The organism is Roseateles sp. FW305-36 (genome assembly GCF_058787015.1).
In genome coordinates, this window is the sequence record NZ_JBYSZK010000015.1 from 42980 (window position 1) to 65148 (window position 22169).

General features: G+C 68.8%; 21 protein-coding genes and 1 tRNA gene. 11 read left to right on the forward strand and 11 right to left on the reverse strand.

The window, feature by feature from the left end:
- Positions 1–127 precede the first annotated feature (127 nt).
- Positions 128–1642, forward strand: coding sequence for an RNA polymerase factor sigma-54 (gene rpoN, locus AC3WOE_RS23545; protein ID WP_492693823.1), 1515 nt, complete (start codon positions 128–130; stop codon positions 1640–1642).
- A 7-nt stretch (positions 1643–1649) separates the two neighbouring features.
- Here the strand turns inward: rpoN and AC3WOE_RS23550 are convergent, their stop codons facing one another.
- Entirely contained in the window at positions 1650–2975 is a 1326-nt protein-coding gene (locus AC3WOE_RS23550) for a PQQ-dependent sugar dehydrogenase (RefSeq protein WP_492693824.1), read from the reverse strand.
- Positions 2976–3350: 375 nt separating this feature from the next.
- Between AC3WOE_RS23550 and AC3WOE_RS23555 the strand changes: the two genes are divergently transcribed.
- Complete coding sequence (locus tag AC3WOE_RS23555; RefSeq protein WP_492693825.1) at positions 3351–3542, forward strand: CsbD family protein; 192 nt, start codon at positions 3351–3353, stop codon at positions 3540–3542.
- 70 nt (positions 3543–3612) lie between these two features.
- On the opposite strand, the gene AC3WOE_RS23560 is transcribed toward AC3WOE_RS23555, so the two are convergent.
- The gene (locus tag AC3WOE_RS23560) at positions 3613–4317 is read right to left on the reverse strand and encodes a D-glycero-alpha-D-manno-heptose-1,7-bisphosphate 7-phosphatase (protein WP_492693826.1); all 705 of its coding nucleotides are present in this window, start codon (positions 4315–4317) and stop codon (positions 3613–3615) included.
- Positions 4318–4481: 164 nt separating this feature from the next.
- Here AC3WOE_RS23560 and ku point away from each other — a divergent pair, with 164 nt between their 5' ends.
- From ku to AC3WOE_RS23580, 4 genes are all read left to right on the forward strand, one after another.
- Complete coding sequence (gene ku / locus AC3WOE_RS23565; protein WP_492693827.1) at positions 4482–5390, forward strand: non-homologous end joining protein Ku; 909 nt, start codon at positions 4482–4484, stop codon at positions 5388–5390.
- A gap of 21 nt (positions 5391–5411) precedes the next feature.
- Positions 5412–5597 carry a DUF3606 domain-containing protein gene (locus tag AC3WOE_RS23570; protein ID WP_492693828.1) on the forward strand — a complete coding sequence of 62 codons (186 nt, stop codon included), beginning with the start codon at positions 5412–5414 and terminating at the stop codon, positions 5595–5597.
- Positions 5598–5600: 3 nt separating this feature from the next.
- Entirely contained in the window at positions 5601–8096 is a 2496-nt protein-coding gene (gene ligD, locus AC3WOE_RS23575; protein ID WP_492693829.1) for a DNA ligase D, read from the forward strand.
- Positions 8097–8164: 68 nt separating this feature from the next.
- A complete protein-coding gene (locus AC3WOE_RS23580) occupies positions 8165–8440 on the forward strand; it encodes a hypothetical protein (RefSeq protein WP_492693830.1) in 276 nt (91 codons plus the stop codon).
- Here AC3WOE_RS23580 and AC3WOE_RS23585 read toward each other — a convergent pair.
- The 3 genes from AC3WOE_RS23585 to AC3WOE_RS23595 all read right to left on the reverse strand — a co-directional run bounded on the left by AC3WOE_RS23585 (position 8437) and on the right by AC3WOE_RS23595 (position 11657).
- A complete protein-coding gene (locus AC3WOE_RS23585; RefSeq protein ID WP_492693831.1) occupies positions 8437–10323 on the reverse strand; it encodes an AAA family ATPase in 1887 nt (628 codons plus the stop codon). The two genes, AC3WOE_RS23580 and AC3WOE_RS23585, sit on opposite strands and share 4 nt — an antisense overlap.
- Positions 10324–10477: 154 nt before the next feature.
- The gene (locus tag AC3WOE_RS23590) at positions 10478–10969 is read right to left on the reverse strand and encodes a tetratricopeptide repeat protein (protein WP_492693832.1); all 492 of its coding nucleotides are present in this window, start codon (positions 10967–10969) and stop codon (positions 10478–10480) included.
- A gap of 34 nt (positions 10970–11003) precedes the next feature.
- Positions 11004–11657 (reverse strand): PEP-CTERM sorting domain-containing protein, encoded by a 654-nt coding sequence (locus AC3WOE_RS23595; protein ID WP_492693833.1) that lies wholly within the window; start codon positions 11655–11657, stop codon positions 11004–11006.
- 298 nt (positions 11658–11955) lie between these two features.
- Here AC3WOE_RS23595 and AC3WOE_RS23600 point away from each other — a divergent pair, with 298 nt between their 5' ends.
- Together AC3WOE_RS23600 and AC3WOE_RS23605 are read left to right on the forward strand one after the other, a co-directional pair.
- Positions 11956–12531, forward strand: a complete 576-nt coding sequence (locus AC3WOE_RS23600) for a sigma-70 family RNA polymerase sigma factor (protein ID WP_492693834.1) — start codon at positions 11956–11958, stop codon at positions 12529–12531.
- Complete coding sequence (locus AC3WOE_RS23605; RefSeq protein ID WP_492693835.1) at positions 12528–13247, forward strand: anti-sigma factor; 720 nt, start codon at positions 12528–12530, stop codon at positions 13245–13247. The genes AC3WOE_RS23600 and AC3WOE_RS23605 overlap by 4 nt, the downstream gene beginning before the upstream one ends.
- Before the next feature lie 90 nt (positions 13248–13337).
- Here the strand turns inward: AC3WOE_RS23605 and AC3WOE_RS23610 are convergent.
- Positions 13338–13413: transfer RNA gene (locus AC3WOE_RS23610), tRNA-Thr, on the reverse strand.
- Positions 13414–13547: 134 nt separating this feature from the next.
- On the opposite strand from AC3WOE_RS23610, the gene AC3WOE_RS23615 reads away from it, so the two are divergent.
- Positions 13548–14324 (forward strand): alpha/beta hydrolase, encoded by a 777-nt coding sequence (locus AC3WOE_RS23615; RefSeq protein WP_492693836.1) that lies wholly within the window; start codon positions 13548–13550, stop codon positions 14322–14324.
- Positions 14325–14405: 81 nt separating this feature from the next.
- On the forward strand, positions 14406–15218 hold the full coding sequence (locus tag AC3WOE_RS23620) for an EpsD family peptidyl-prolyl cis-trans isomerase (RefSeq protein WP_492693837.1): 813 nt from the start codon (positions 14406–14408) through the stop codon (positions 15216–15218).
- Positions 15219–15274: 56 nt separating this feature from the next.
- Here the strand turns inward: AC3WOE_RS23620 and AC3WOE_RS23625 are convergent, their stop codons facing one another.
- The 3 genes from AC3WOE_RS23625 to prfB all read right to left on the reverse strand — a co-directional run bounded on the left by AC3WOE_RS23625 (position 15275) and on the right by prfB (position 20149).
- Positions 15275–16294, reverse strand: a complete 1020-nt coding sequence (locus AC3WOE_RS23625; RefSeq protein ID WP_492693838.1) for a class 1 fructose-bisphosphatase — start codon at positions 16292–16294, stop codon at positions 15275–15277.
- A complete protein-coding gene (gene pepN, locus AC3WOE_RS23630; protein ID WP_492693839.1) occupies positions 16291–18960 on the reverse strand; it encodes an aminopeptidase N in 2670 nt (889 codons plus the stop codon). The genes AC3WOE_RS23625 and pepN overlap by 4 nt, the downstream gene beginning before the upstream one ends.
- 84 nt (positions 18961–19044) lie before the next feature.
- Positions 19045–20149 (reverse strand): peptide chain release factor 2 gene (gene prfB / locus AC3WOE_RS23635; RefSeq protein ID WP_492693840.1). Its coding sequence is split into 2 segments (ribosomal slippage): positions 19045–20067 and positions 20069–20149, totalling 1104 coding nucleotides; the frame shifts between segments, so codons are not numbered across the junction.
- Positions 20150–20209: 60 nt separating this feature from the next.
- On the opposite strand from prfB, the gene AC3WOE_RS23640 reads away from it, so the two are divergent.
- Positions 20210–20476 carry a DUF4212 domain-containing protein gene (locus AC3WOE_RS23640; RefSeq protein WP_492693841.1) on the forward strand — a complete coding sequence of 89 codons (267 nt, stop codon included), beginning with the start codon at positions 20210–20212 and terminating at the stop codon, positions 20474–20476.
- Here the strand turns inward: AC3WOE_RS23640 and AC3WOE_RS23645 are convergent.
- Positions 20454–21245, reverse strand: coding sequence for a substrate-binding periplasmic protein (locus AC3WOE_RS23645; protein WP_492693842.1), 792 nt, complete (start codon positions 21243–21245; stop codon positions 20454–20456). The two genes, AC3WOE_RS23640 and AC3WOE_RS23645, sit on opposite strands and share 23 nt — an antisense overlap.
- On the reverse strand, positions 21242–22141 hold the full coding sequence (locus AC3WOE_RS23650) for an alpha/beta fold hydrolase (RefSeq protein ID WP_492693843.1): 900 nt from the start codon (positions 22139–22141) through the stop codon (positions 21242–21244). Before AC3WOE_RS23650 ends, AC3WOE_RS23645 begins: the two co-directional genes overlap by 4 nt.
- Between the last annotated feature and the right edge of the window lie 28 nt (positions 22142–22169).

Below are 22169 nucleotides of genomic sequence, written 5' to 3' on the forward strand. Positions count from 1 at the left end.
AGAAAGCGGTCTTGTGTCGGGATGCGACAAAACGGCGGTGGCCGGCATGGAGGTTGCGTACTCCAGGGCCTGGGCCGCGTCTTCTCGCAAGGACGCGGCATGCCCCGACCCCGCAAGAGGAAGCCTCGTGCCGTCTCTGGACCTCCGTGCCGACCACCGGCAAACCCAGACCCTGTCGCCCCGACTGCAGCATGCCGTGCGTCTGCTGCAGATGTCGTCGCTGGACTTTGCGGCCATGCTGCGGGACACGCTGGGTCGCAATCCCTTCCTCGAGGCCGAGGACGGTGACGGCAGCGAAGGCGAGGAGGCCGCCCTGCCGCTGGCCGACGCGGGTACATCGGCCGGCGCGCCCGAGCTGTCGAGCCTGTCCAGCCTGATGGACGATGCCGACGCCGGCGTGGCCGAAGCCGGGGCCGATCTGTCCGCCGTTCCGGCCGACGTGGACGTCACCGCCGTCAACGAGGAAGGCAGCGACCGCGATCTCTGGACCGCCGACGGCACGGGGCCGCGCCGGGCCGAGGACGGCGAGCTCAGCGCGCTGGACATGATGGCCGTCGAGACCTCGCTGACGACGCATCTGCACGGACAGCTGAACGTGCTGCCGCTGTCGGAGCGCGACCTCACGCTGGCGCGCATCATCGTCGAGTCGCTGGACGACGATGGCTATCTGCGCACGCCGCTGCGGGAGCTGGTCGACGTCGTCGTCGGGCTGGACCCGGCACCCGAACTGCAGGAACTGCAGTTCGCGCTGAAACTGGTGCAGTCGCTGGATCCGGCGGGCGTCGCCGCGCGCGACGTCGGCGAATGCCTGCTGCTGCAGCTGCCGGGCATCGATTGCCCCGAGATGCGCCAGCTGGCCCAGGCCATCGTCACCGACCACCTGCCGGCGCTGGCCGCGCGTGACGTGGCGACCCTGGCCCGGCAGCTGGACGAGTCGCCGGCGCGCATCGAGGCCGTCTGCGACCGCATCCGCCGCCTGGATCCGCGGCCGGGCTGGCGCTTCGGGTCCTCGCAGGTGGCCTATGTCGTGCCCGACGTCATCGTCAGGAAGGTGCGCGACCGCTGGACCGTGCAGCTCAACCCGGCCATCGTGCCCAAGGTCAGGCTCAACCAGGTCTATGCCAATCTCTTCCAGCGCCACCGCACGGGGGCCAATGCCGAACTCGGCGCCCATCTGCAGGAGGCGCGCTGGACGCTGCGCAACGTCGAGCAGCGCTTCTCCACCATCCTGGACGTGGCCGAGGCCATCGTCAGGCGCCAGCACAACTTCCTCGACTACGGCGCCATGGCCATGAAGCCGCTGGGCCTGAAGGAGATCGCCGAGGAGGTGGGCATCCACGAGAGCACCGTCTCGCGGGTGACCAACAACAAATACATGGCCACGCCGGTCGGCGTGCTGGAGCTGAAGTACTTCTTCAGCCGCGCCATGATCAGCGCCAACGGCAGCGCCTGCTCGGGCACGGCCATCCGCGGCCTCATCAAGGACATCATCGAGGCCGAGAGCCCGGACACGCCGCTGTCGGACGCCGAGATCACGCGGCAGCTGGCGCAGCAGGGCCTGGTGGTGGCGCGCCGCACCGTCACCAAGTACCGGCAGATGCTGAAGATCGAGGCCGTGGACCGGCGCCGGCGCGTGGCCTGAGCTTGCGTCAGCGCGGTGCCACCCGCCACACCGTGTTGCCGACGTCATCGGCCACCAGCAGCGCGCCGCGCGCATCGATGGCGACCCCGACCGGGCGGCCCCGGGCCTCGCCGTTGTCGCCGAGAAAGCCCGTCAGCACATCGATGGGCAGGCCCTGGGGACGGCCTTCGGCGAAGGGCACATAGACCACCTTGTAGCCCGAGAAGGGCTGGCGGTTCCACGAGCCGTGCATGCCGATGAAGACGCCGTCCGCGGCGCCGCCCGGGAGCATCCGCTGCAAGGGGCTGGAGCCCGCCGCCGTCAGGCCCAGCGCGGCGACGTGGGCGCCCAGCGCGTAGTCGGGCACCAGGGCGCTGGCGACGAGGTCGGGCCGCTGCGGCTGCACGCGCGTGTCGACATGGCTGCCGTACCAGCTGTAGGGCCAGCCGTAGAAGCCACCGTCCTTCACCGAGGTCAGGTAGTCGGGTACCAGGTCGCTGCCCAGTTCGTCGCGCTCGTTGGCCACCGTCCACAGCACCGGCGCGCCGTCCGACGCGGCCATCCAGGCCATGCCGTTGGGGTTGCGCAGGCCGGTGGCGAAGAGGCGCTTGCTGCCGGTCGCGCGGTCGATCTCCCAGATGGCCGCCCGGCCCTGCTCGGCGTCGATGCCGTTCTCGGCGGCATTGCTGTTGGAGCCCACGGTGGCGTAGAGCTTGCTGCCGTCGGGGCTGGCGATGAGGCTCTTGGTCCAGTGGTGGTTGCGCGTGCCGGCGGGCAGGTCGGCCAGCTTGCGGCCCGGGCCGGCCAGTTGGGTCTGGCCGGGCGTGTAGGCGTATTCCCAGACGGCGTCGGTGTTGGCCACATAGAAGCGGTCGCCCACCAGCGCCATGCCGAAGGGGGAGTTCAGGTCGTGCAGGAAGACCGTGCGGACTTCGGCGCGGCCGTCGCCATCGGCGTCGCGCAGCAGCGTGATGCGGTTGGCGCTGGGCGTGGCCGAGCCAGCCTTGGCCATCAGCTTCTTCATGACCCAGCCCTTGAGGCCCTGGCCCTCTTCGGGCCGCGGCGGCGCATTCGTCTCGGCGACGAGTACGTCGCCGTTGGGCAGCACCAGCAGCCAGCGCGGGTGCTCCAGGCCGCTGGCGAAGGCCAGGGCCCGCAGACCGGCGGCAGCGGTCGGCGTCTCGCCGGCCGTCCAGGGACGGGTGCTGGCGACGTGGGCCGTCGGCACCAGCGTCTGCACCGGCTCGACCAGGGTGGGGCGCGGGCCGACGTCGGCATTGGGCGGCAGCCGCGTGGTCTCGCCGCAGGCGGCGACGGCCAGGGGCAACAACAGGAGGGAGAAGGGGGTCTTCATGCCTGCATCAGGCAAGACGGGTGCCCGACAGCCGCCGCAGGGCCCGGCATGCCGGGCCCTGCGGCCGTGCGTCAGTGGAAGAACAGATAGACCAGCAGCAGCACGATGCCCGGCACGCCGAGCAGCCAGGCGAGGAGGTATTTGCCCATGGTGTTCTCCTGTGAGTGAAGGGGTAGGCAAAGCATGGCCGCACAGGCGGCGATGAAACAGCAGACGGGGCCCGGCCCGCGCGTAGGAAGAGCGGACGCGGCCTGGGCGTAGGACCAGACCCACCGGCAGACCCGGTCGAGGCTGGCGCCGGGGCCTGTCTCTAACGCTTAGTCTGATGGCCATTCCTCAGGCAGTCCGCCAGGGGTTGGCGTAAAGGAGCACATCATGAACAGCGACCAGATCAAGGGCAGCGTCAAGGACGTCGCCGGCAAGGCGCAGCGCAAGCTGGGCGAGGCCATTGGCAGCACCGAGCAGCAGGTCAAGGGTGCCGCGACCCAGGTCGAAGGCAAGGCCCAGAAGGCCTTGGGCGACCTGCGCGAGGCCGTCAAGGACGCTCGCGACAACCGCAAGCCCTGATCGCCAGCGGCGTTCCAGTCGTGCCGCCGGGCTTCAGGGCCCGGCGGCCTTTATTCGCTTGCCGATGCGGTCAGCCGACCGGTTGTGCCGACGCGTAGCCGCCGTGCGGTCGCGGCAGCCAGTCAGCCTGGGCGCGCACCAGGCCACCGGCCAGCTTCTCGAGGTAGGTGGCCAGGGCCGGCCAGTCGAAGAAGCGGGCATCGGGCTCGCGCAGCGGCGAGCGGCGCCAGGCAGTCTCGCCGCCAGTGTCCAGCAGCAGGCCGCCGGCTCCGGCCCGGTGGCCGGCCTCGACGTCGTCCAGCGTGTCGCCCACCATCCAGGAGCGCTTGAGATCCAGACCGTGGCGGTGGGCGGCGCGGATCAGCATGCCCGGTGCCGGCTTGCGGCACAGGCAGGCCGGCCGGCCTTCGCTGTCCGGGCCGTGGGGGCAGACCTCGACGCCGTCGACGTGCACGCCGAACTCTTCCTTCAGGCGTTGCAGCAGAACCTGCTGCAGCCTGGCGAACTCGGCGCGCGTGAAGCGGCCGCGGGCCAGGCCGCTCTGGTTGGTCACGATCACCAGGGCCAGGCCCGCCGACTGCAGCCGGGCCAGCGCCTCGCCAGCGCCGGGCAGGAAGCGCAGCAGCAGGGGATCGACGTGGCCTCCCGGCACGTTCTCGACCAGCGTGCCGTCCTTATCGATGAAGAGACAGGGGCGCTGCGGTGCGCGGGCGACGGGCCGTTGCAGATCGAGCATTGTCGACAGGCTGGAGGGGTTGTGGGGCAGGGACATCATGGCCGGAGCTTTCGCGGGTGGTGTCTTGGGGTGAAGGGACGGCATGAAGCCATGAGTGCAGACGCTGGCAAACGGCGTGCCCGGTCCCGGGCATGAGCCTTGCCATGGCTTTGAGGGCCCGCGCTTGCCGGTGGGCCAGCCTCGCGCAGACGACAGGAGATCCCATGGCCACCTCGACCCGCTCCATTGCCTCGCTGACCCTGAGCTTCGGCCTCGTCAACGTGCCCGTGCGCCTGTTCTCGGCGACCGAGAGCGGCGCCGACATCCGCTTCAACCTGCTGGACCGGGACGGCTCGCGGCTCAGGCAGCAGTACGTCAACGAGCGCACCCGCAAGGTCGTCGAGCGCAAGGACATGGTCAAGGGCTACGAGATCGAGGACAACCAGTTCGTCCTTTTCACGCCCGACGAGCTCAAGCAGCTGGAAGAGGGCAGCAGCCACGTCGTCCAGATCGTCAGCTTCGTGCCGCTGGCGTCCATCGACCCGCTCTACTACGACAAGAGCTATCTGCTCGCGCCCGACAAGCGCGGCGACAAGCCCTATGCCCTGCTGGCCGAGGCGCTGCGCCAGTCCGGCCGCTGCGCGCTGGCCAAGTGGCCGTGGAAGGCCAAGCAGTACGTGGCCCAGGTGAGGGCCAACGAGGACGGCCTGATCCTGCAGCAGCTGCGCTATTCGGCTGAAGTCAGGTCGCTGGCCGCCTTGGACATCCCCAAGACTGCGGTTTCCAAGCCCGAGTTGCAACTCGCCCTGCAACTGGTCGAGCAGATCGCCGCGGACGGTTTTGACCCCGAGCAGTTCCACGACGAGGAGAAGGAGAGGGTGCTGGCGGCCATCGAGGAAAAGGTCAAGGGCAGGAAGATCGTCACCTCCTCGCGCGAGGAGCATGGACCGGTCGGCGGTGGCCAGGTCATCGACCTGATGGACGCCCTGCGCGCCAGCCTGGGCAAGAAGCCTGCGGCCAAGACCAGCACCAGGACTTCCGCCAAGGTCACGCCGCTGCCGGCCCGCAAGAAGGCCGTGGCCAAACGAACCGAGAGCGAGCCCGCGCCCAAGCGCGCGCGGGCCCACCGCTGAACCGTTGATTGGAGAATTCCCATGGCAGATGACAAGAGCAAGATCGGCGGCCAGGACCGCCAGCGCATCAACGTGAACGAGGACCATGAGCTGCGCGACTGGGCTGCGAAGTTCGGCGTGTCCATCGAACGGTTGCGCGAGACGGTGCTGCTTGTCGGCGACCATGCCGACGAGGTCGAGCACTACCTGAAGGAAGGCACGCGCTAGCCCATGGCCCGAGCCCGGCCCGCCGAGCCCGAAGTGCCGCTGGCGCGCTACAACGCCAAGCGCGACTTCAGCGCTACGGCCGAGCCCGAGGGTCGCGTCGGGCGCAAGAAGGCCAAGGCCCTGGTCTTCGTCGTGCAAAAGCACTGGGCCTCGCGGCTGCACTACGACTTCCGCCTCGAGCTCGACGGCGTCATGCTGAGCTGGGTCGTGCCCAAGGGCCCCAGCTGCGACCCGGCCGTCAAGCACATGGCGGTGCGGGTGGAGGACCATCCGGTCAGCTACAACCAGTTCGAAGGCGAGATCCCCAAGGGCCACTACGGCGCGGGCCGCGTCATCATCTGGGACCGCGGTGAATGGGCGCCCGTTGGCGACCCGCACGAGGGCCTGGCCCAGGGCAAGCTGGTCTTCCAGCTGCATGGCGAGAAGCTGGCCGGCCTGTGGGAGCTGGTGCGCATCGCCAAGCCTGGTGACCGCCAGGAGGCCTGGCTGCTGCTGAAGAAGAAGGGCGACGCGTGGGCGCGGCCGACCCGCGAGGTCGACGTCGTGACGGCCCTGCCGGACAGCGTGGTCGAGACGCCGTTGGGATTGGCCGAGGAGCGCGAGGGGCGTGAGGCGCCCGCCGCGCCCGATCTCGCCAAGGCCGTCAAGGCGACCCTGCCCAAGGCGCTGGAGCCGCAGCTGGCGACGCTGGCTGCAGCCGTGCCTCCGGGCGGGAACTGGATCGTCGAGAACAAGTTCGACGGTTATCGCATGCTGGTGCTGCTGTCGGCCGGCAAGGCTCGCCTCATCACGCGCAACGGCAACGACTGGACGGCCAGGCTCAAGCATCTGGCCGCCGAGGTCGAGCAGCTCGGCATCGCCAAGGCCTGGCTGGATGGCGAGATCGTGGTGCTCAACGAGGCCGGCCTGCCCGACTTCAACCGCCTGCAGGACGCCATGGACGGCGCGGGCAACGAGGACATCGTCTTCTACCTCTTCGACCTGCCCTTCCTGGGCGACCGCGACCTGCGCGCGGTGCCGCTGCAAAGCCGCCGCGCCGTGCTGCGGGAGTTGCTGGAGGGCCATGAGGGCCCACGCATCCGCTTCAGCGACGCCTTCCCGGCGCCGCCGACCGAGGTGCTGGACGCCGCCTGCCGCCTCGGCCTGGAAGGCGTCATCCTGAAACGGGCCGATTCGCCCTATGTGAGCCGGCGCAGCGACAGCTGGCTGAAGCTGAAATGCCAGCGCCGCCAGGAGTTCGTCGTCCTCGGCTTCACCGACCGCAGCAACTCGCCGAGCGAAGTCGGCGCGCTGCTGCTCGGCTATCACGACGTGCAGGGCCGGCTGCGCCATGCCGGCGCGGTCGGCACCGGCTGGTCGTCGGCCCAGGGACGCGAGCTGCACCGCGTGCTGGTGAAGCTGGAAACGAAGCGCCCGGCCGTAGCGCCCGAGGCAGCGCCGCCCGGCCGGCGCGGCGGGCGTGCGCGGGGTCGCGAGCGCTGGGTCAAGCCGCAACTCGTCGTCGAGGTCGCCTTCGGCGAATGGACGCCCGACGGCCATATCCGCCATGCGAGCTTTCGCGGCCTGCGCGAGGACAAGCCGGCGCGGCTCATCGTTCGCGAGGAAGCCATGCCCGCTGCCAGCCGCCAGGCGCCCGCCTTCAAGGTGTCCCACCCCGAACGCGTCATCGACGACAGCTCGGGCCTGACCAAGCTCGACCTGGTGCGCTATTACGAGAGCGTGGCCGACTGGCTGCTGCCGCATCTGCGCGAGCGGCCCGTGTCGCTGGTGCGTGCGCCGCGCGGCATCGCGGGACGGCTTTTCTTCCAGAAGCATGCCGAGACGGACATGCCGGGCCTACGCCAGCTCGATGCCGCGCTGTGGCCCGGGCATGAACCGCTGCTGGTGGTGGACAGCGTCGAGGGCCTGGTGTCGGCGGCGCAGATGAATGTCGTCGAGTTCCACACCTGGAACTCCACCACTGCCCGCATCGCCCAGCCCGATCGCATCGTCTTCGACCTCGATCCTGGGGAGGGCGTCAGCTGGGCGCATGTGCGCGAGGCCGCGGTGCTGACCCGCACCATGCTGGAGGAGCTGGGCCTGCGCAGCTGGCTCAAGACCAGCGGCGGCAAGGGCCTGCATGTGGTGGTGCCGCTGAAACCCAAGGTCGATGACGCCGAGGCCAAGGCGTTCACCCATGCCGTCGTGGCGCATATGGCGCGAACCCTCCCGCAGCGCTTCGTCGCCAAGAGCGGCGCGAACAACCGCGTCGGCAAGATCTTCATCGACTATCTGCGCAATGGCCACGGCCAGACGACGGTGGCGGCCTTTTCGGCCCGCGCCCGGCCGGGCCTGGGGGTCTCCATGCCGGTGGCCTGGGAACAGCTGGCCGAGTTGAAGGGCGGCGCGCAGTGGACGGTGAAGACGGCGCGTGACCACCTGTCGCTGCAGAGGTCGGACCCCTGGGCCGGCTTCTGGAAGAGCCGCCAGGTCCTGAAGCGGTGGCCGCCGAGGCGCTAGGTGTCGGCGGCAAAGAGGCGGGCATGCGGTTTGCCGTGCCTTTTCTTCAGTTTTGAACCGGGTGGCCCATGTCAGCAACGACGGAGCGTTATGTCTTCTTCAACAACGCCGTCGACCATGAGGGGGTGCGCAAGGCGGGCGCCGTCGCAGTCGCGCGTGGCGCGCGGGTGATCGAGCTCCTGCCCCGGGCCGTGCTGGTGGAGGTGGACGTGCACCGGGTGCCCGACATCGCGGCCGCGCTGGCGAACTGGCGCTTCACACCCGAGAGGCGGCAGCAGCGCGAGCGCCGCCTGACACCAGCCCGGCGCGCCGCGGCCTCGCGACCGGTACTGGCGGCGGCTTAGACCGGTTCGCCGGCCAGCACCCGTTTCAGCGGCGCGCCGCTGACGGTTTCCTGGCCAAGCAGCAGTTCGGTCAGCGCATCCAGGCGGTCGCGCTGGTCCTCCAGCACGCGGCGGCATTCGGCCTGGGCGCTCTCCAGCAGGGCGCGGGCTTCGTCCAGCACCGACTTCTGCACGTCGGGGCCGATGAGCTCCTTGGGCACGCCGGCCATGCTGAGCAGGCCGAAGGTCTTGCCGAAGCCCAGCGAGCCGACCATGTTGGTGGCGAGCTCAGACGCGCGCTTCAGGTCGTCGGCCGCGCCGGAGGAGGCGTTGCCGAAGGCGATCAGCTCGGCCTCGCGGCCGGCCAGCATCATGGCCAGGCGGCTGCGCAGTTCGCGCTCGCCGTACAGCGGCTCCTCGTGGGTGCGCGTCACATAGGTCACGCCCAGGGCCGGACCGCGCGGCTCGATGCTGACGCGCTCGACGCTGCCGGCCTCCAGCACATGGGCGACCAGGGCATGACCGGACTCGTGGAAGGCGATGCGGCGCAGGGTCTCGGGCGTGATGACGTTCCTGGCGTTGCTCACCTCGCCGCCGAGCTGGTGAGTCTCCAGCGACTGGAAGACCCGCTCCTGGCTCACCAGGGCTTCGCCGGCCTCGGCTGCGTAGGCCGCTGCGCGGTTGACGCAGTTGGCGATGTCGGCCGGCGACATGGTGGCCGCCGTGCGGGCGATGGCGGCGAGGTCCATGCCGGCGGCCGCCTGGATCTGGCCAAGATAGAGGCCGAAGAGCCGCTCGCGCTCGGGCACGGTCGGCATGGTGGTGCGCACGATGAGGTCGAAGCGGCCGGGGCGGCGCATGGCCGCGTCGATGTTGTCGACATGGTTGGTGGCGCCGACGATGACGACGTTCTCCAGCGAAGAGAAGCCGTCCATCTCCACCAGCAGGCGGTTGATGATGCGGTTCTGTTCCTGCTCGCCGCCGCCGGGCGCCTCGGCGCCGCTGCTGCGCCGACCGATGCCGTCGATCTCGTCGATGAAGACGATGCAGGGCGCCGACTCGCGGGCCTTCTTGAACAGCTCCTTCACCTTGCCGATGCCGGCGCCGTAGAACATGGAGCTGAAGTAGGAGCCGTCCACGCTGATGAAGCTGGCGCCGCATTCGCCGGCCAGGGCCTTGGCCAGCAGGGTCTTGCCGGTGCCGGGCGGACCGTCGAGCAGCACGCCGCGCGGCGCCTTGGCGCCGACGGCCGCGTACTGCTTCGGATCCTTCATGAAGGCGGCCACGCGGCGCAGGGCCTTCTTGGCCTCCTCGGCGCCGATGACGTCATCGAAGCGGGTCCTGGGCTTTTCGGCTAGGCGGGTGCGCTGGCCCAGCGAGCCGCGCATCTGCAGATAGACCAGGGGCGCGGCCACCAGCAGCATCAGCAGGATGGGGGCCAGCACATGGCCTGCGCGTTCCAGCGACTCGAACAGGCGCTGGCCGCCGGTGCGGGCGTCGACGTCGATGTCGGTCAGCGCAAAGCCCTGGGCCACGCTGAATTCACCCAGGCGCGAGCCGATCTCGTTCCTGCAGCCCAGGCCGCAGTCGATGAGGCGGGTACTGAACTGCTGGCCGGCGCGGTCGGTGTAGAGCACCAGGCTGCCGCTGACGCCGACGGCCGTGACGTTCTTGGCCTGCAGCGCACGCTCGAATTCCGAGGCCTCGCGCGGGTGGGCCAGCCATTGCTCGGGGGTCTTCTCGAAGGCGAGGGCGGTCGCGTTCTTGCGCGCCTGCACCTCGCTGGCCGTGCGCTCATGCAGCGTCGACAGGCCGAGGGCGGCCAGCAGCAGGGCGGCGGCGCTGGCGGCGATGATGAGTTTCTGACGCAATCCGGGCGTGGGAGCCTTGCTGGCGCTGTCCATGGTGTTCGGGAGCTTGGGGTACTGCAGTGCCGCCAGACTAGCGGCCTGCAGCCCGCAGCGCGCGTGCGTTATCGCGCTCCGGCTGAAGTCGTTTGCAACAGCCGTTTCAAGCGCGAAAAACTGCCGCCCCGGCAGGCCAAAGGCCTGTACTCGCCTACCAGCCCTTGGCCACGTAGTTGTTGCCGTTCTGCTGGTAGCGCGCGATGGCGTCCTTCAGCTCGCTGAGTTGCGTGCAGCCGGCCTTGCACTCGCTTGCCAGCGCGGTGAGGCGGGCCTGGGCCTTGGCGAGATCGCCCTTCATCAGATAGAGCTCGCCGGAGTATTCGAGGGCATTGCGATGGTGGGGGTCGATGCGCAGTGCCGCGTCGTAATGGCGCTCGGAGACCGCCAGGTCCGGGTTGGCGGACTTGCGCAGCGTGTAGCCCATCAGGTTGTTCCAGTCGGCACTGTCGCGCGCATCCACGCGCTTGAGCTCCGACAGGGCCGCGGCCCATTGGCGCGATTCGATCATCGTGCGGGCATTGGCCAGCGGATCGGCGGCGGCCGCGGGCGCGGCCATCGGGGCCATGGTGTCGGCGGCCTGCGCGGGCTGGATGAAGAGGGCGGTGGCCAGTGCGGCGGCGGTCAGGGCTTGCAGGGACTTCATGAGTTGCTTCTCTCGGTTGCGGTGGGATGGGAGTTCAAGCCTGGATGTGACGCTTGCGCAAGGCGGCGATGCCGGCGAGGCCGACGCCGAGCAGGGTCAGCGACGAGGGCTCGGGGACGCTGGCGACGGTGAAGTTCTCCGCACTGAAGCGGGGCAGGGCGTCGATGGCCGCCTGGCCGGTGGGCGAGGTGATGCGTGCGAGCACGCTCAGGTCGGCGGTCGCGTCGTTCAGGTTGGTGGAGAAGACGAGGCGGTCCACGTCCAGCGCGCTGTTCTTGTAGATGAAGAAGCCCGCGCCGTCGGTGTCGACCTTGCCGGCGATGAGGCTGGCCGCGTTGCCGGCACCGAAGGGCGTGGCGGGATTGCCGTCGTTGTCGATGTCCTGCAGCACGATGACGTTGAAGCCCGAGCCGGGAATGGCGCTGGCGGGGGCGTTCAGGAAGTGCAGTGCGCTGACGGCGTAGGCGCTGAAGGCGCCCAGGTCGAAGACGAAGCTGTCCTGGCTGGTGGAGAAGGCGGGAAGCAGACGCTCCTGGCCCGAGAAGACCTGGCGGCCGGGCGTGGCGAGGGCGGTGCTGCCGGTGAAGGGGTCGACGTTGATCAGCACCGGGGCGGCGCCGGCCGTCGCCATGCTGGCCATCAGGGCCAGCGAGAGGGAGATGCGGCTGCAGCTTGAAACGAGTGACATGGGGGCTCCTGGATTGGACGAGAGGGAAAGGGCAAGCGCTTCGGCGCGCACCGCCAGGACCTACGAGTTGGCGGATCCGCTGGACTACCCCTTGAACGTGGGGGGCGTATCGCCGCAGAAAACTTCGTCGTCCGCACGTCCGGAACGCGTCCGCTCTCGTAAGTCCAGACCGCAAGCCCGGCGCCGCGTGGCGTCATCGAAACAAGTGGCTTTGCGCCTCGCGCCTCGGTGAGCAGAATCGCGCCGCCTCAGAAAGAGCTCATGACACGGTTCCAGCCCAGCCCCACCATCGCCCGCCATGGCAGCCGTTGAGGACTTGCCGGCCCTGATGGCGCGCGTGGCCCTGGGTGACCGCGCGGCCTTCGAGCGCGTGTACCGCGCCACCTGCTCTCACCTCTACTCCATCGCCTTGCGCACGCTCAGGAACGAGCAGAAGGCCGATGAGGTGCTGCAGGAGGCCTATGTGAACATCTGGCGCCAGGCCGCGACCTTTGACGCCCAAGCCGGCACGCCCATGACCTGGATGATCAACGTCGTTCGCAACAAGGCCATCGACGCCGTGCGCTCGCGCCGTACCGAGGCCGCGTCCACCGTCGAACTGGACGACGCGGCTGACGAGGTGCCCGCCGATGCCTCAGGCGAGCCCGGCGAACTGCTGGAGAGCAGCCTCGCCAAGGCGCGCATCCATGCCTGCATGGCCGGCCTGCCTTCGTCGCAGCGCCAGGCTCTGGCCCTGGCCTACTACCGCGGCCTGGTGCACACCGACATCGCCGCCGCCATGAACGCGCCCCTGGGCACCGCCAAGGGCTGGGTGCGCCGCGGGCTGGAGCAGCTGCGCCTGTGTCTCGAGGCCGTCGGCATGAGGCAGGCATGAACTATCTGCGCCCCGAATTGCTGGACCGGCTCGCGCGCGAGTACGTGCTGGGCACGCTGGCCGGCCGCGCACGCCGCCGCTTCGAGTCCGTCATGCGCGGCTCGGCCGAGGCGCGCCAGGCCGTGCTGGCCTGGCAGGAACGCCTTGCCGTGCTGGAGCTGTCCCACGTGCCGCTGCAGCCTCCGGTGGGCAACTGGGCTGGCATCGAGGGCAGGCTGTTCGGCTCGGCCGAGCTCAAGCGTTCCTGGTGGCAATCCATGGCCCGCTGGCGACCGGGTCGAGTACTCGGTGGGGTCGCGGCAGGTGTGCTCGTGGCAGTGCTGACGCTCCGGTCCGCACCGCAATGGGCGGGCCTGGAGGAGAGCAGCGAGGCGCTGCCGCAGAGCTATGTCGGCCTGCTGCATGACGAGCAGGACAAGCCCATGGTGCTCGCCAGTTCGCGCCGCCACGGCAAGCAGTTGACGCTCAAGGTGCTGGCACCGTTGAACTTGCCGCAGGGCATGGTGGCGCGGCTTTGGGCCGTGCCGAAGTCCGGTGCGCCCTTCCTGCTGGGCACGCTGCCCGCCAAGGGCTCGGCCGCCATCGAGATGGCGGACACCTCCGAGAAGCTGCTCTTCAATGTGCCCCGTCTGGGGGTGACGGTGGAGCCCGAAGGCAGCCTGGCGGCCTCGCCGGGCGCCTTCGTGCTGACCGGGAGCTGTGTGAAGCTTTGGTAGCGCCGAGGACGCCGCAGGGCAGGGCGGTGTCCGGCGCCCAAAAACAAAGGGCCTGATCGCGAGATCAGGCCCTTGTCCATTTCTTGTTCTTGGTGCCGGCAAGAGGAGTCGAACCCCCGACCTTCGCATTACGAATGCGCTGCTCTACCAACTGAGCTATGCCGGCCTAGCGCTTGCCACTTGCGTGGCAACCGAACGCTTGACCCTTGCGGGTTTGGCGAAGCCCTGGATCATAGCCTAAGTGCAGCGAGGCGCCAAGATCGGCTTGCTTTTCGGGGTTGAGGCTGGAAACTCCGCCGCATGGAAAAGATCGCGAAATTGCTGTTGATCGTCTGGGCGCTGTTGGCCTTGAGTCGGGCGCAGGCCGCGGGCGAGCGTTTCGATGTCCCCACCCGCGAGGGCGTCGTGACGCCGGTGTTCTGGGAGGCAGCCGAGGGCGCCAAGGCGACGGTGCTGCTGTTTCCTGGCGGCGCCGGCGGCTTCGGGCGCATGGAAGCTGGCCGGCCGACGAGCCGCAACTTCCTGGTGCGGGCCCTGGGAGATTTCCTCACCCAGGGCTACAACGTGGCCATCTTCGGCAAGCCCGGCGACACGCCCGACCTCGGCTACAACGAGCGCATCTCGGCCGCCCACATGACCGACATCGGCGAGGTGCTGAAGGCGGTGAAGCAGAAATCCTCGGTGCCGGTCTGGCTGGTGGGCACCAGCCGCGGCACGGTGTCGGCGACGGCGGCGGCCATCCGCCTGCAGGGCGACATCGCCGGCCTGGTGCTGACGTCCAGCATCGTCGCCTGGGACAAGCCGGGCGCGGTGCCACGCCAGGACCTCCCCGCCCTCCGCGTGCCGGTGCTGGTGCTGCACCATGCCAAGGACCAATGTCGGCAGACGCTGCCGCGCGACGTCGGCTACATCCTGAAGGGACTGACGGCCGCGCCGGTGAAGAAGCTGGTGATGGTGGACGGCGGCGCCGATCCGACGGGCGATACCTGCGAGGCCCTGCACTGGCACGGCTTCATCGGCATGGAGACCGAGGCCGTGAAGATCATGACCGGCTGGATGGACCAGCCAAGACCCTGAAACGGCGCCGCGCGCCTCCTATCATCCGCGCCGTCAATGCCGGGACAGGCGCAACAGGGAGGAAGCATGCGGGGTATCGGGATGAAGGCACTGGCCTGCGCGGCGGTCTGCCTGCAGCTGGCGTCTTGGGCAGCGCCCGCCATGGCCGACGCAGACATCGCCGTCACGGTGAATGGCCGCCCCATCGAGACTCGTCAGCTCAACGAGGCCGTCGCGGCGCAGATCGCATCCAAGCCCCTGTCGCGGCAGGAACTGCTGAACCGCTCGATCGACGCGGTGCTGATCGGGCAGCGCGTCGTGGCCCTGGGCCTGGAGCCCGAGTTGCCCCAGGGCGACCTGGCCGTCTTCAATGCACAGGTCGGGCAATGGACCGCCAAGCATGATTACGCCCTGGGGTTGATGCCCAGCCTGCCGACACCGCAGGCGGTCAAGGCCTTCTACGACGAGCATCCCCATCTCTTCAGCAAGCGCCGCATCTACGACCTCCGGGAAGTGAAGGTCGAGGCGGCGCCGGCCCAGCATGAGGCCATCAAGGCCAAGCTGAAGACGGCCAGGAATCTCGACGAGATCCTGGCCTATCTGAAGGCTCGCGGCCTGCAATTCAGTGGCAGCAAGGCCGAGCGCAAGGCCGAGCAGCTGCCCATGGCCAACCTCGATGCCATCGCGGCAATGAAGGATGGCGACGCCATGGTCAGCCCGTTCTCCGCGGGGCTGACCATCCTCTATCTCAACAGTTCCCGGACCCAGGCCTTGAGCCTGGAGCAGGCCAGCGAGGCCATCCAGACGTTTTTGTTCAACCAGGAGCGGCGTGTGCGCCTGGATGCCGAAATGCTGCGACTGCGCCAGGCGGCGACGCTGCAGGGCTTCGGCGAGTTCGCATCCGTCGGGCGTTGAGCGGCCCGAAATGAAAAGACCCGACCGGGGCCGGGTCCTCAAACCTGCAGCGCCGCTCAGGCCGAGGCTGCGGGCGTCTCCAGGTGGTAGCGGGTGAGGCGCTCGACCTCGTGCTTCGAACCCAGGGCCACGGACACGCGCTCGTGCAGCTTGGTGGGCTGCAGGCTCATGATGCGCTCGCTGCAATTGGTGGCCGCGCCGCCCGCCTGCTCGACCAGGAAGGCCATGGGATTGGCCTCGTACATCAGGCGCAGCTTGCCGGGTTTGTCGGGCTCGCGCTGGTCCCAGGGGTAGATGAAGACGCCGCCGCGGGTCAGGATGCGGTGCACGTCGGCCACCATGCTGGCCACCCAGCGCATGTTGAAGTCCTTGGCGCGCGGGCCGGTGGCGCCAGCCAGGCATTCGTCGATGTAGCGGCGCATCGGCGGCGCCCAGTGGCGCATGTTCGACATGTTGATGGCGAATTCCTTGGTGTCCTCGGGAATGCGCACCTCGTCCTGGGTCAGCACCCAGGAGCCGGTCTCGCGGTCCAGCGTGAACATCGCAACGCCGTCGCCCACCGTCAGCACCAGCATGCTCTGCGGGCCATAGACGCAGTAGCCGGCCGCGGCCTGCTGCTTGCCCGGCTGCAGGAAGTCCTCGTCGCTGACGCCGCGCGAATGGCCGACCTTGCGCAGCACGCTGAAGATGGTGCCGATGCTGACGTTGACGTCGATGTTGGACGAGCCGTCGAGCGGATCGAACAGCAGCAGGTATTCGCCTTGCGGGTAGCGATTCGGCACGACGTAGATGCTGTCCATCTCCTCGCTGGCCATGGCCGCGAGATGACCACCCCATTCATTGGCCTCGATCAGCACCTCGTTGGCGATGATGTCGAGCTTCTTCTGCACCTCGCCCTGCACGTTCTCGCTGCCGGCGCTGCCCAGCACGCCGCCCAGGGCGCCCTTGTTGACGGCGATGGCGATGTGCTTGCAGGCACGCGCGACGACCTCGATCAGCAGGCGCAGTTCCTGCGGGATGTGGCCATGCTCGCGCTGCTGCTCGACGAGGTACTGGGTCAGGGAGACGCGGCTCACGAAGCAGCTCCCGAAGCCAGTGCGCGCTCGACGATCTCGCGCACGTCGCTGGACAGGTCGGGCTTGGCGGCCACACGGGCCACGGCCTCGCGCGCTGCCGTGCGATAGGGCTCGGCCAGCACGGCCCAGCGGTCCATCGAGCGGGCGATGCGGCTGGCCACCTGCGGGTTGATGGCGTCCAGCGCCAGCACCTGGTCGGCCCAGAACACATAGCCGGCGGCGTCGGCGCGGTGGAAGGCGGCCGGGTTGAACATGCACAGCGAGGCCAGCAGGCTGCGGGCGCGGTTGGGGTTCCTCAGCGTGAAGTCGGCATGCTTGGTCAGGGCCTTGGCGCGGGCGAAGACGCGGCCATCGACCTCGGGCGCACGGGCCTGCAGGGCGAACCACTTGTCCACCACCAGAGCGTCGTCCTTGAACAGCGTGTGGAAGCGTTCCAGGGCCGACTTGGCCAGCTCGGCGCCGGCATTGACCAGGGCGGCCAGCGCGCCGAGGCGGTCGGTCATGTTGGACGCATCCTTGAAGCGCTGGAAGGCCTTGCCCGGCCAGACGCTGTCGCCCGTCGTTTGCGCGTCCAGCACCAGCATGGACAGGGCCAGGTTGGCCAGGGCGCGCTTGCCGGAGGAGACCGGATCGGGCGCGTAGCCGCCGGCGATCTGGTTGGCCTCGAAGGCGGCGGCCCAGTCGTCGCGCAGGGCGCTGGCCAGCTGGGTTTGCGCAGCCATGACGGCAGCGTGGATGGCCTGAGGGTCGACGACGTCGAGCTGCTCGGCGATATAGGCCTCCCCGGGCAGGGTCAGGGCCAGTTCCTTGAAGGCGGGATCCAGCTCGGCGTGGTTGAGGATGCCGCGCATCGCCTCGATGAAGACGGGGCTCAGCACCAGCGGCTGGCCGGCACGCAGCGCATGCAGGATGCGGTTCAGCGCCAGGCGCTGGCCGGCTTCCCAGCGGTTGAAGGCGTCGCTGTCGTGGCGCATCAGCACCATCAGGCCGGCGTCGGAGAGGCCGTCGTCCAACACCACCGGGGCCGAGAAGCCGCGCAGCAGCGAGGGCACGGGCTCGTTGTCGATGTTGTCGAAGACGAAGGTCTGCTCGGCCTGGTCCAGCACCAGCACCTGCTCGGTCTCGCCTGCGGCGTTCAGCGCCAGCGCGTTGCCATGGCGGTCCAGCAGGCCCATGACGATGGGGATGACCTGGGGTTGCTTGTCGCCCTGGCCCGGCGTGGCGGGCGTGGTCTGGGACAGGCGCAGCGTGAAGGTGCGGGCGGCGCCGTCATGCTCGCCGCGCAGGCTGACGCGCGGCGTGCCGGCCTGGGAGTACCAGCGCTTGAAGGTGTCCAGGCGCGTGGCCAGGGCCGAGCCCGGATTGGCGTCGGCGATGGCCTGGGCGAAGTCATCGCAGGTCACGGCCTGGCCGTCATGGCGCTCGAAGTAGAGCTTCATGCCGGCTTCGAAGCCCCTGCGGCCGACCAGGGTCTGGTACATGCGCACGACCTCGGCACCCTTCTCGTAGACCGTGGCCGTGTAGAAGTTGTTGATCTCGCTGTAGCTGTCCGGGCGCACCGGGTGGGCCATGGCGCCGCTGTCCTCGGGGAACTGCATGGCGCGCAGCTGGCGCACGTCCTGGATACGGCAGACGGCGCGTGCCGAAGCGCTGCCGGCCATGTCCATGGAGAACTCCTGGTCGCGGAAGACTGTCAGGCCTTCCTTCAGCGACAGCTGGAACCAGTCGCGGCAGGTGACGCGGTTGCCGGTCCAGTTGTGGAAGTACTCATGGGCGACGATGGACTCGATGCGGGAGAAGTCGGCATCGGTCGCCGTGGCGGGCGAGGCGAGCAGGGCGGCCGTGTTGAAGATGTTCAGGCCCTTGTTCTCCATGGCGCCCATGTTGAAGTCGGACACGCCGACCACCATGAAGCGCTCCAGGTCCAGGGGCAGGCCGAAACGGGCCTCGTCCCAGACCATGGAGGCGATCAGCGAGTTCATCGCATGCTCGGTCTTCTCCAGGTCGCCGCGGCGCACATAGACCTGCAGCAGATGGTCCTTGCCGGCACGGGTGCGCACGCGCTGCTCGCGGGCCACCAGGTCGCCCGCCACGACGGCGAACAGATAGCTGGGCTTGGGGAAGGGGTCGCTCCAGACGGCGAAGTGGCGGCCGTTCTCCAGGTCGCCGCTGTCCACCAGGTTGCCGTTGGCCAGCAGGATGGGGAAGCGGGCCTTGTCGGCACGCAGCGTGACCTTGTAGATCGCCATCACGTCGGGCCGGTCCAGGAAATAGGTGATGCGGCGGAAGCCCTCGGCCTCGCACTGCGTGAAGAAGCTGCCGCCCGAGGTGTAGAGGCCGGACAGGGCGGTGTTCTTCTCGGGGCAGATGGTGTTGCGGATCTCCAGCAGGAAGTCGTCGTCCGGCGGGTTGTCGATGACCAGCTCGTGGCCTTCCTGGCGGAAGGAGACGCCTGCGCCAGCTATGAGCACGCGCAGCAGGTTGAGCTCTTCGCCGTGCAGGCGCAGCGCGCCGTGCGCGACCGAGCGATTGCGCTCGATCTGCATCTTGCTCGTGACGATGGTCTTGGCCGGGTCGAGGTCGAAGGTCAGGTCGACCTGGCGGATCCAGAACGCCGGCTGCTGGTAGTCCAGACGCTGGATCAGGGGGGCGGTGCCTTCACGCATGAGGGGCTTCCTTGGGTGAGGAAAAGAGAAGGGCCGCCGTGGCGGCAAGAAAAAACAAGGGGCCGCGGCAGCGGCCCCGGGGCGTCAGACGCCTTGCTTGAGGGATTCGGTGATGAAGGGGTCGAGGTCGCCGTCCAGCACCTTCTGCGTGGCCGAGGTCTCGTAGTTGGTGCGCAGGTCCTTGATGCGGCTCTGGTCCAGCACATAGGAACGGATCTGGTGGCCCCAGCCGACGTCGGTCTTGGTGTCTTCCAGCTTCTGCTGCTCTTCCATGCGCTTCTTCATCTCATGGTCGTACAGGCGCGAGCGCAGGCGGCGCCAGGCGACGTCGCGGTTGCTGTGCTGGCTGCGGCCGTCCTGGCATTGCACGACGATGCCGGTCGGGATGTGCGTCAGGCGCACCGCCGAGTCGGTCTTGTTGATGTGCTGGCCGCCGGCGCCGGAAGCGCGGAAGGTGTCGGTGCGCACGTCGGCCGGATTGATGTCGATCTCGATCGAGTCATCGACTTCCGGGTAGACGAACAGCGAGGCGAAGGACGTGTGGCGGCCGCCGGACGAGTCGAAGGGCGACTTGCGCACCAGGCGGTGCACGCCGGTTTCGGTGCGCAGCAGGCCGAAGGCGTACTCGCCTTCCACCTTGATGGTGGCGCTCTTGATGCCGGCCACGTCGCCCGGCGTCTCGTCTTCCATCGTGGTCTTGAAGCCCTTGCGCTCGGCGTACTTCAGGTACTGGCGCAGCAGCATGCCGGCCCAGTCGCAGGCCTCGGTGCCGCCGGCGCCGGCCTGGATGTCGATGAAGCAGTTGCTCGGGTCGGCCGGGTTGTTGAACATGCGGCGGAACTCGAGTTCCTCGACCTTGGCCTGCAGCGTGGCGGCATCGGCCTCGATGGCCAGCATGCCGGCCTCGTCGCCTTCCTCCTTGCTCATCTCGAAAAGCTCGGCGTTGTCGGCCAGCGAGGAGGTCAGGTGCGTGATCGTCTCGACCACGGTCTCCAGCGTGCGCTTTTCCTTGCCCAGTTCCTGGGCGCGCTTGGGGTCGTTCCAGACGTTGGGGTTCTCGAGCGACGCGTTGACTTCGTTCAGGCGCAGGGCCTTGCGATCGAAGTCAAAGATACCCCCTTAGCGCGTCGGTGCGCGCTGCGAGGTCGGCGAGGCTGTTGCCGATTTGGTTGATGTGTTCGATGTCCATGTCAGGGCACGTCTTGTCTTGGCGAAAAAGCGGATTTTCTCATGGGTGAGAATGACCCCCATGACAGCCCCGCCCAGAGACGACTATTGGCGCCGCACCCGGCGCCTGACCGTCTGGCTGCTGCTGGCCTGGGGCGTGGTCGGTTTCGCGCCGGTGTTCTTCGCGCGCGAGCTCAGCGTCGAGGTGTTCGGCTGGCCGCTGGCCTTCTGGCTGGCCTCGCAGGGGGCCCTGCTGGGTTTTTGCGCCATCGTCGTCGTCTATGCCCGTGTCATGGACAAGATGGAGGCCGAGCCGCACTTGGAAATCAGCGGGCCGCCTCGCTCCTGAACAGGCGGCGCGTTTCGGCCTCGCCGACATGGCGCTGGTAGATCGCCACGACGCGGCCGTCGCGCCTGAGCATCTCCAGGTGGCGCGCCAGCAACTGCAGGTCGTCGTCGCTGACATGCTGGCGGTTCACATAGATGCCGATGGGCTCAGGTTGTGACTCGGGCAGGTCCACGATGGTGATCTGCGCCGGCAGCACGCCGTCCTGGCGCTGCTTGACGTGAATGACGCTGGGGACCAGGGCCGCGCGCACCCTGCCGGCATTCAGCTTGGCCGCCAGATTTTCGAAGTCGGGCGAGTATTCGGCCTGGCGCGAGGCCAGCATGGCGTTGATCTGGTCATCCAGCCGCGGACTCAGGCGCACGCCGCGCACGACACCGAGCTTGAGGTCGGGCATGCGGCGCAATTCGTCCAGGGTATGCGGCACGGGCTCGCCGACGACGATGAGGTCCTGTTCGGCGTAGGCATAGGCCAGGAACTGGCCGAGGCGTTCGCGGTCGGGGGCGCGCATGACCGAGGTGATGATGTCCAGCTGCCCTTGCTCGAACTCCAGCAGCACGCGAGCGCGGGGTCGGCCGACGATCTTGAGCCGGCAGCCGCTGCGCTGCGACAACTCGCCGATCAGGTCCGGCACGATGCCCAGCCACTGACCGTCGCGCTGGTAGGCGCCGTAGCCCAGCTCGGAGACGCCGACCTGAAGCTCGCGTGAGCAGCCGGCCTGGGCGCCGGCCGCGGCCAGCGCCATCAGCAGCGCGACGGCCGAGCGCTTCATGCGCCCAGGAAGGACTCGAGCGCGGCGGCCAGGGCTTGGGGCTGGTCGTGGTGCAGCATGTGGCCGGCGTCCTGCAGCACGGTCTGGCGCAGGTCGGGCACCAGGGCCAGGCGGGCCTCGAAGTCGGCGCGCGGATAGCGCGTGCCCCAGAAGCGCGTCAGCTGGTCGTCGCTGCCTTCGACCCACAGCGTCGGCGCGGCGATGCGCTGCCAGCAGGCCAGCACCTCGGCCTTGCGGTAGAGCATGGGGTTGGCCAGCTTGTGGGCCGGGTCGGCATTGAGCTGGAAGCCCTCGGGGGTTTCGCGCGACCAGTGGCCAGCCAGCCAGGCGGCCTTGTCTGCCGCCAGCCGGGGGTTGTTCTTGCGCAGGCGTTCGGCCACGTCGGACAGCGTTGCGTAGGGCCTGAGTGACGGCGGGTCCTTGAGTTCGTCCAGCCACTTGGCCAGGCGCTCCGGCGCGGCGGCGGGGGCGATGTCGGGCATGCCGAAGCCTTCGAGATTGACGAGGCGACGGATGCGCTGCGGACGAACGCCTGCATAGCTCATGACCACATTGCCACCCATGCTGTGGCCCAGCAGGTCCACCGGCGCCTCGGGGCTGAGCGCATCGAGCAGGGCGTCGAGGTCGCCGAGATAGTCGGGAAACCAGTAGCAATCGGCGCCTGTCGTCTCGCTGAGGCCGAAGCCGCGCCAGTCCAGGGCGATGACTTCGCGCTCGTCCTTGAGGGCGTCGACGACGAACTGGAAGGACGCGCCGACGTCCATCCAGCCATGCACCATGACCAGGGGCAATTGGCCTGGCAAGGGTTGACCCCAGCGCAGGATGTGATGGCGCAGGCCGCGCAGAGTCAGAAATTCGCTGCGATGGGCGCGGCGCGGGGTGTAGACATCGGGCATATCCGCACTGTAGGACACCGCAGTCCGC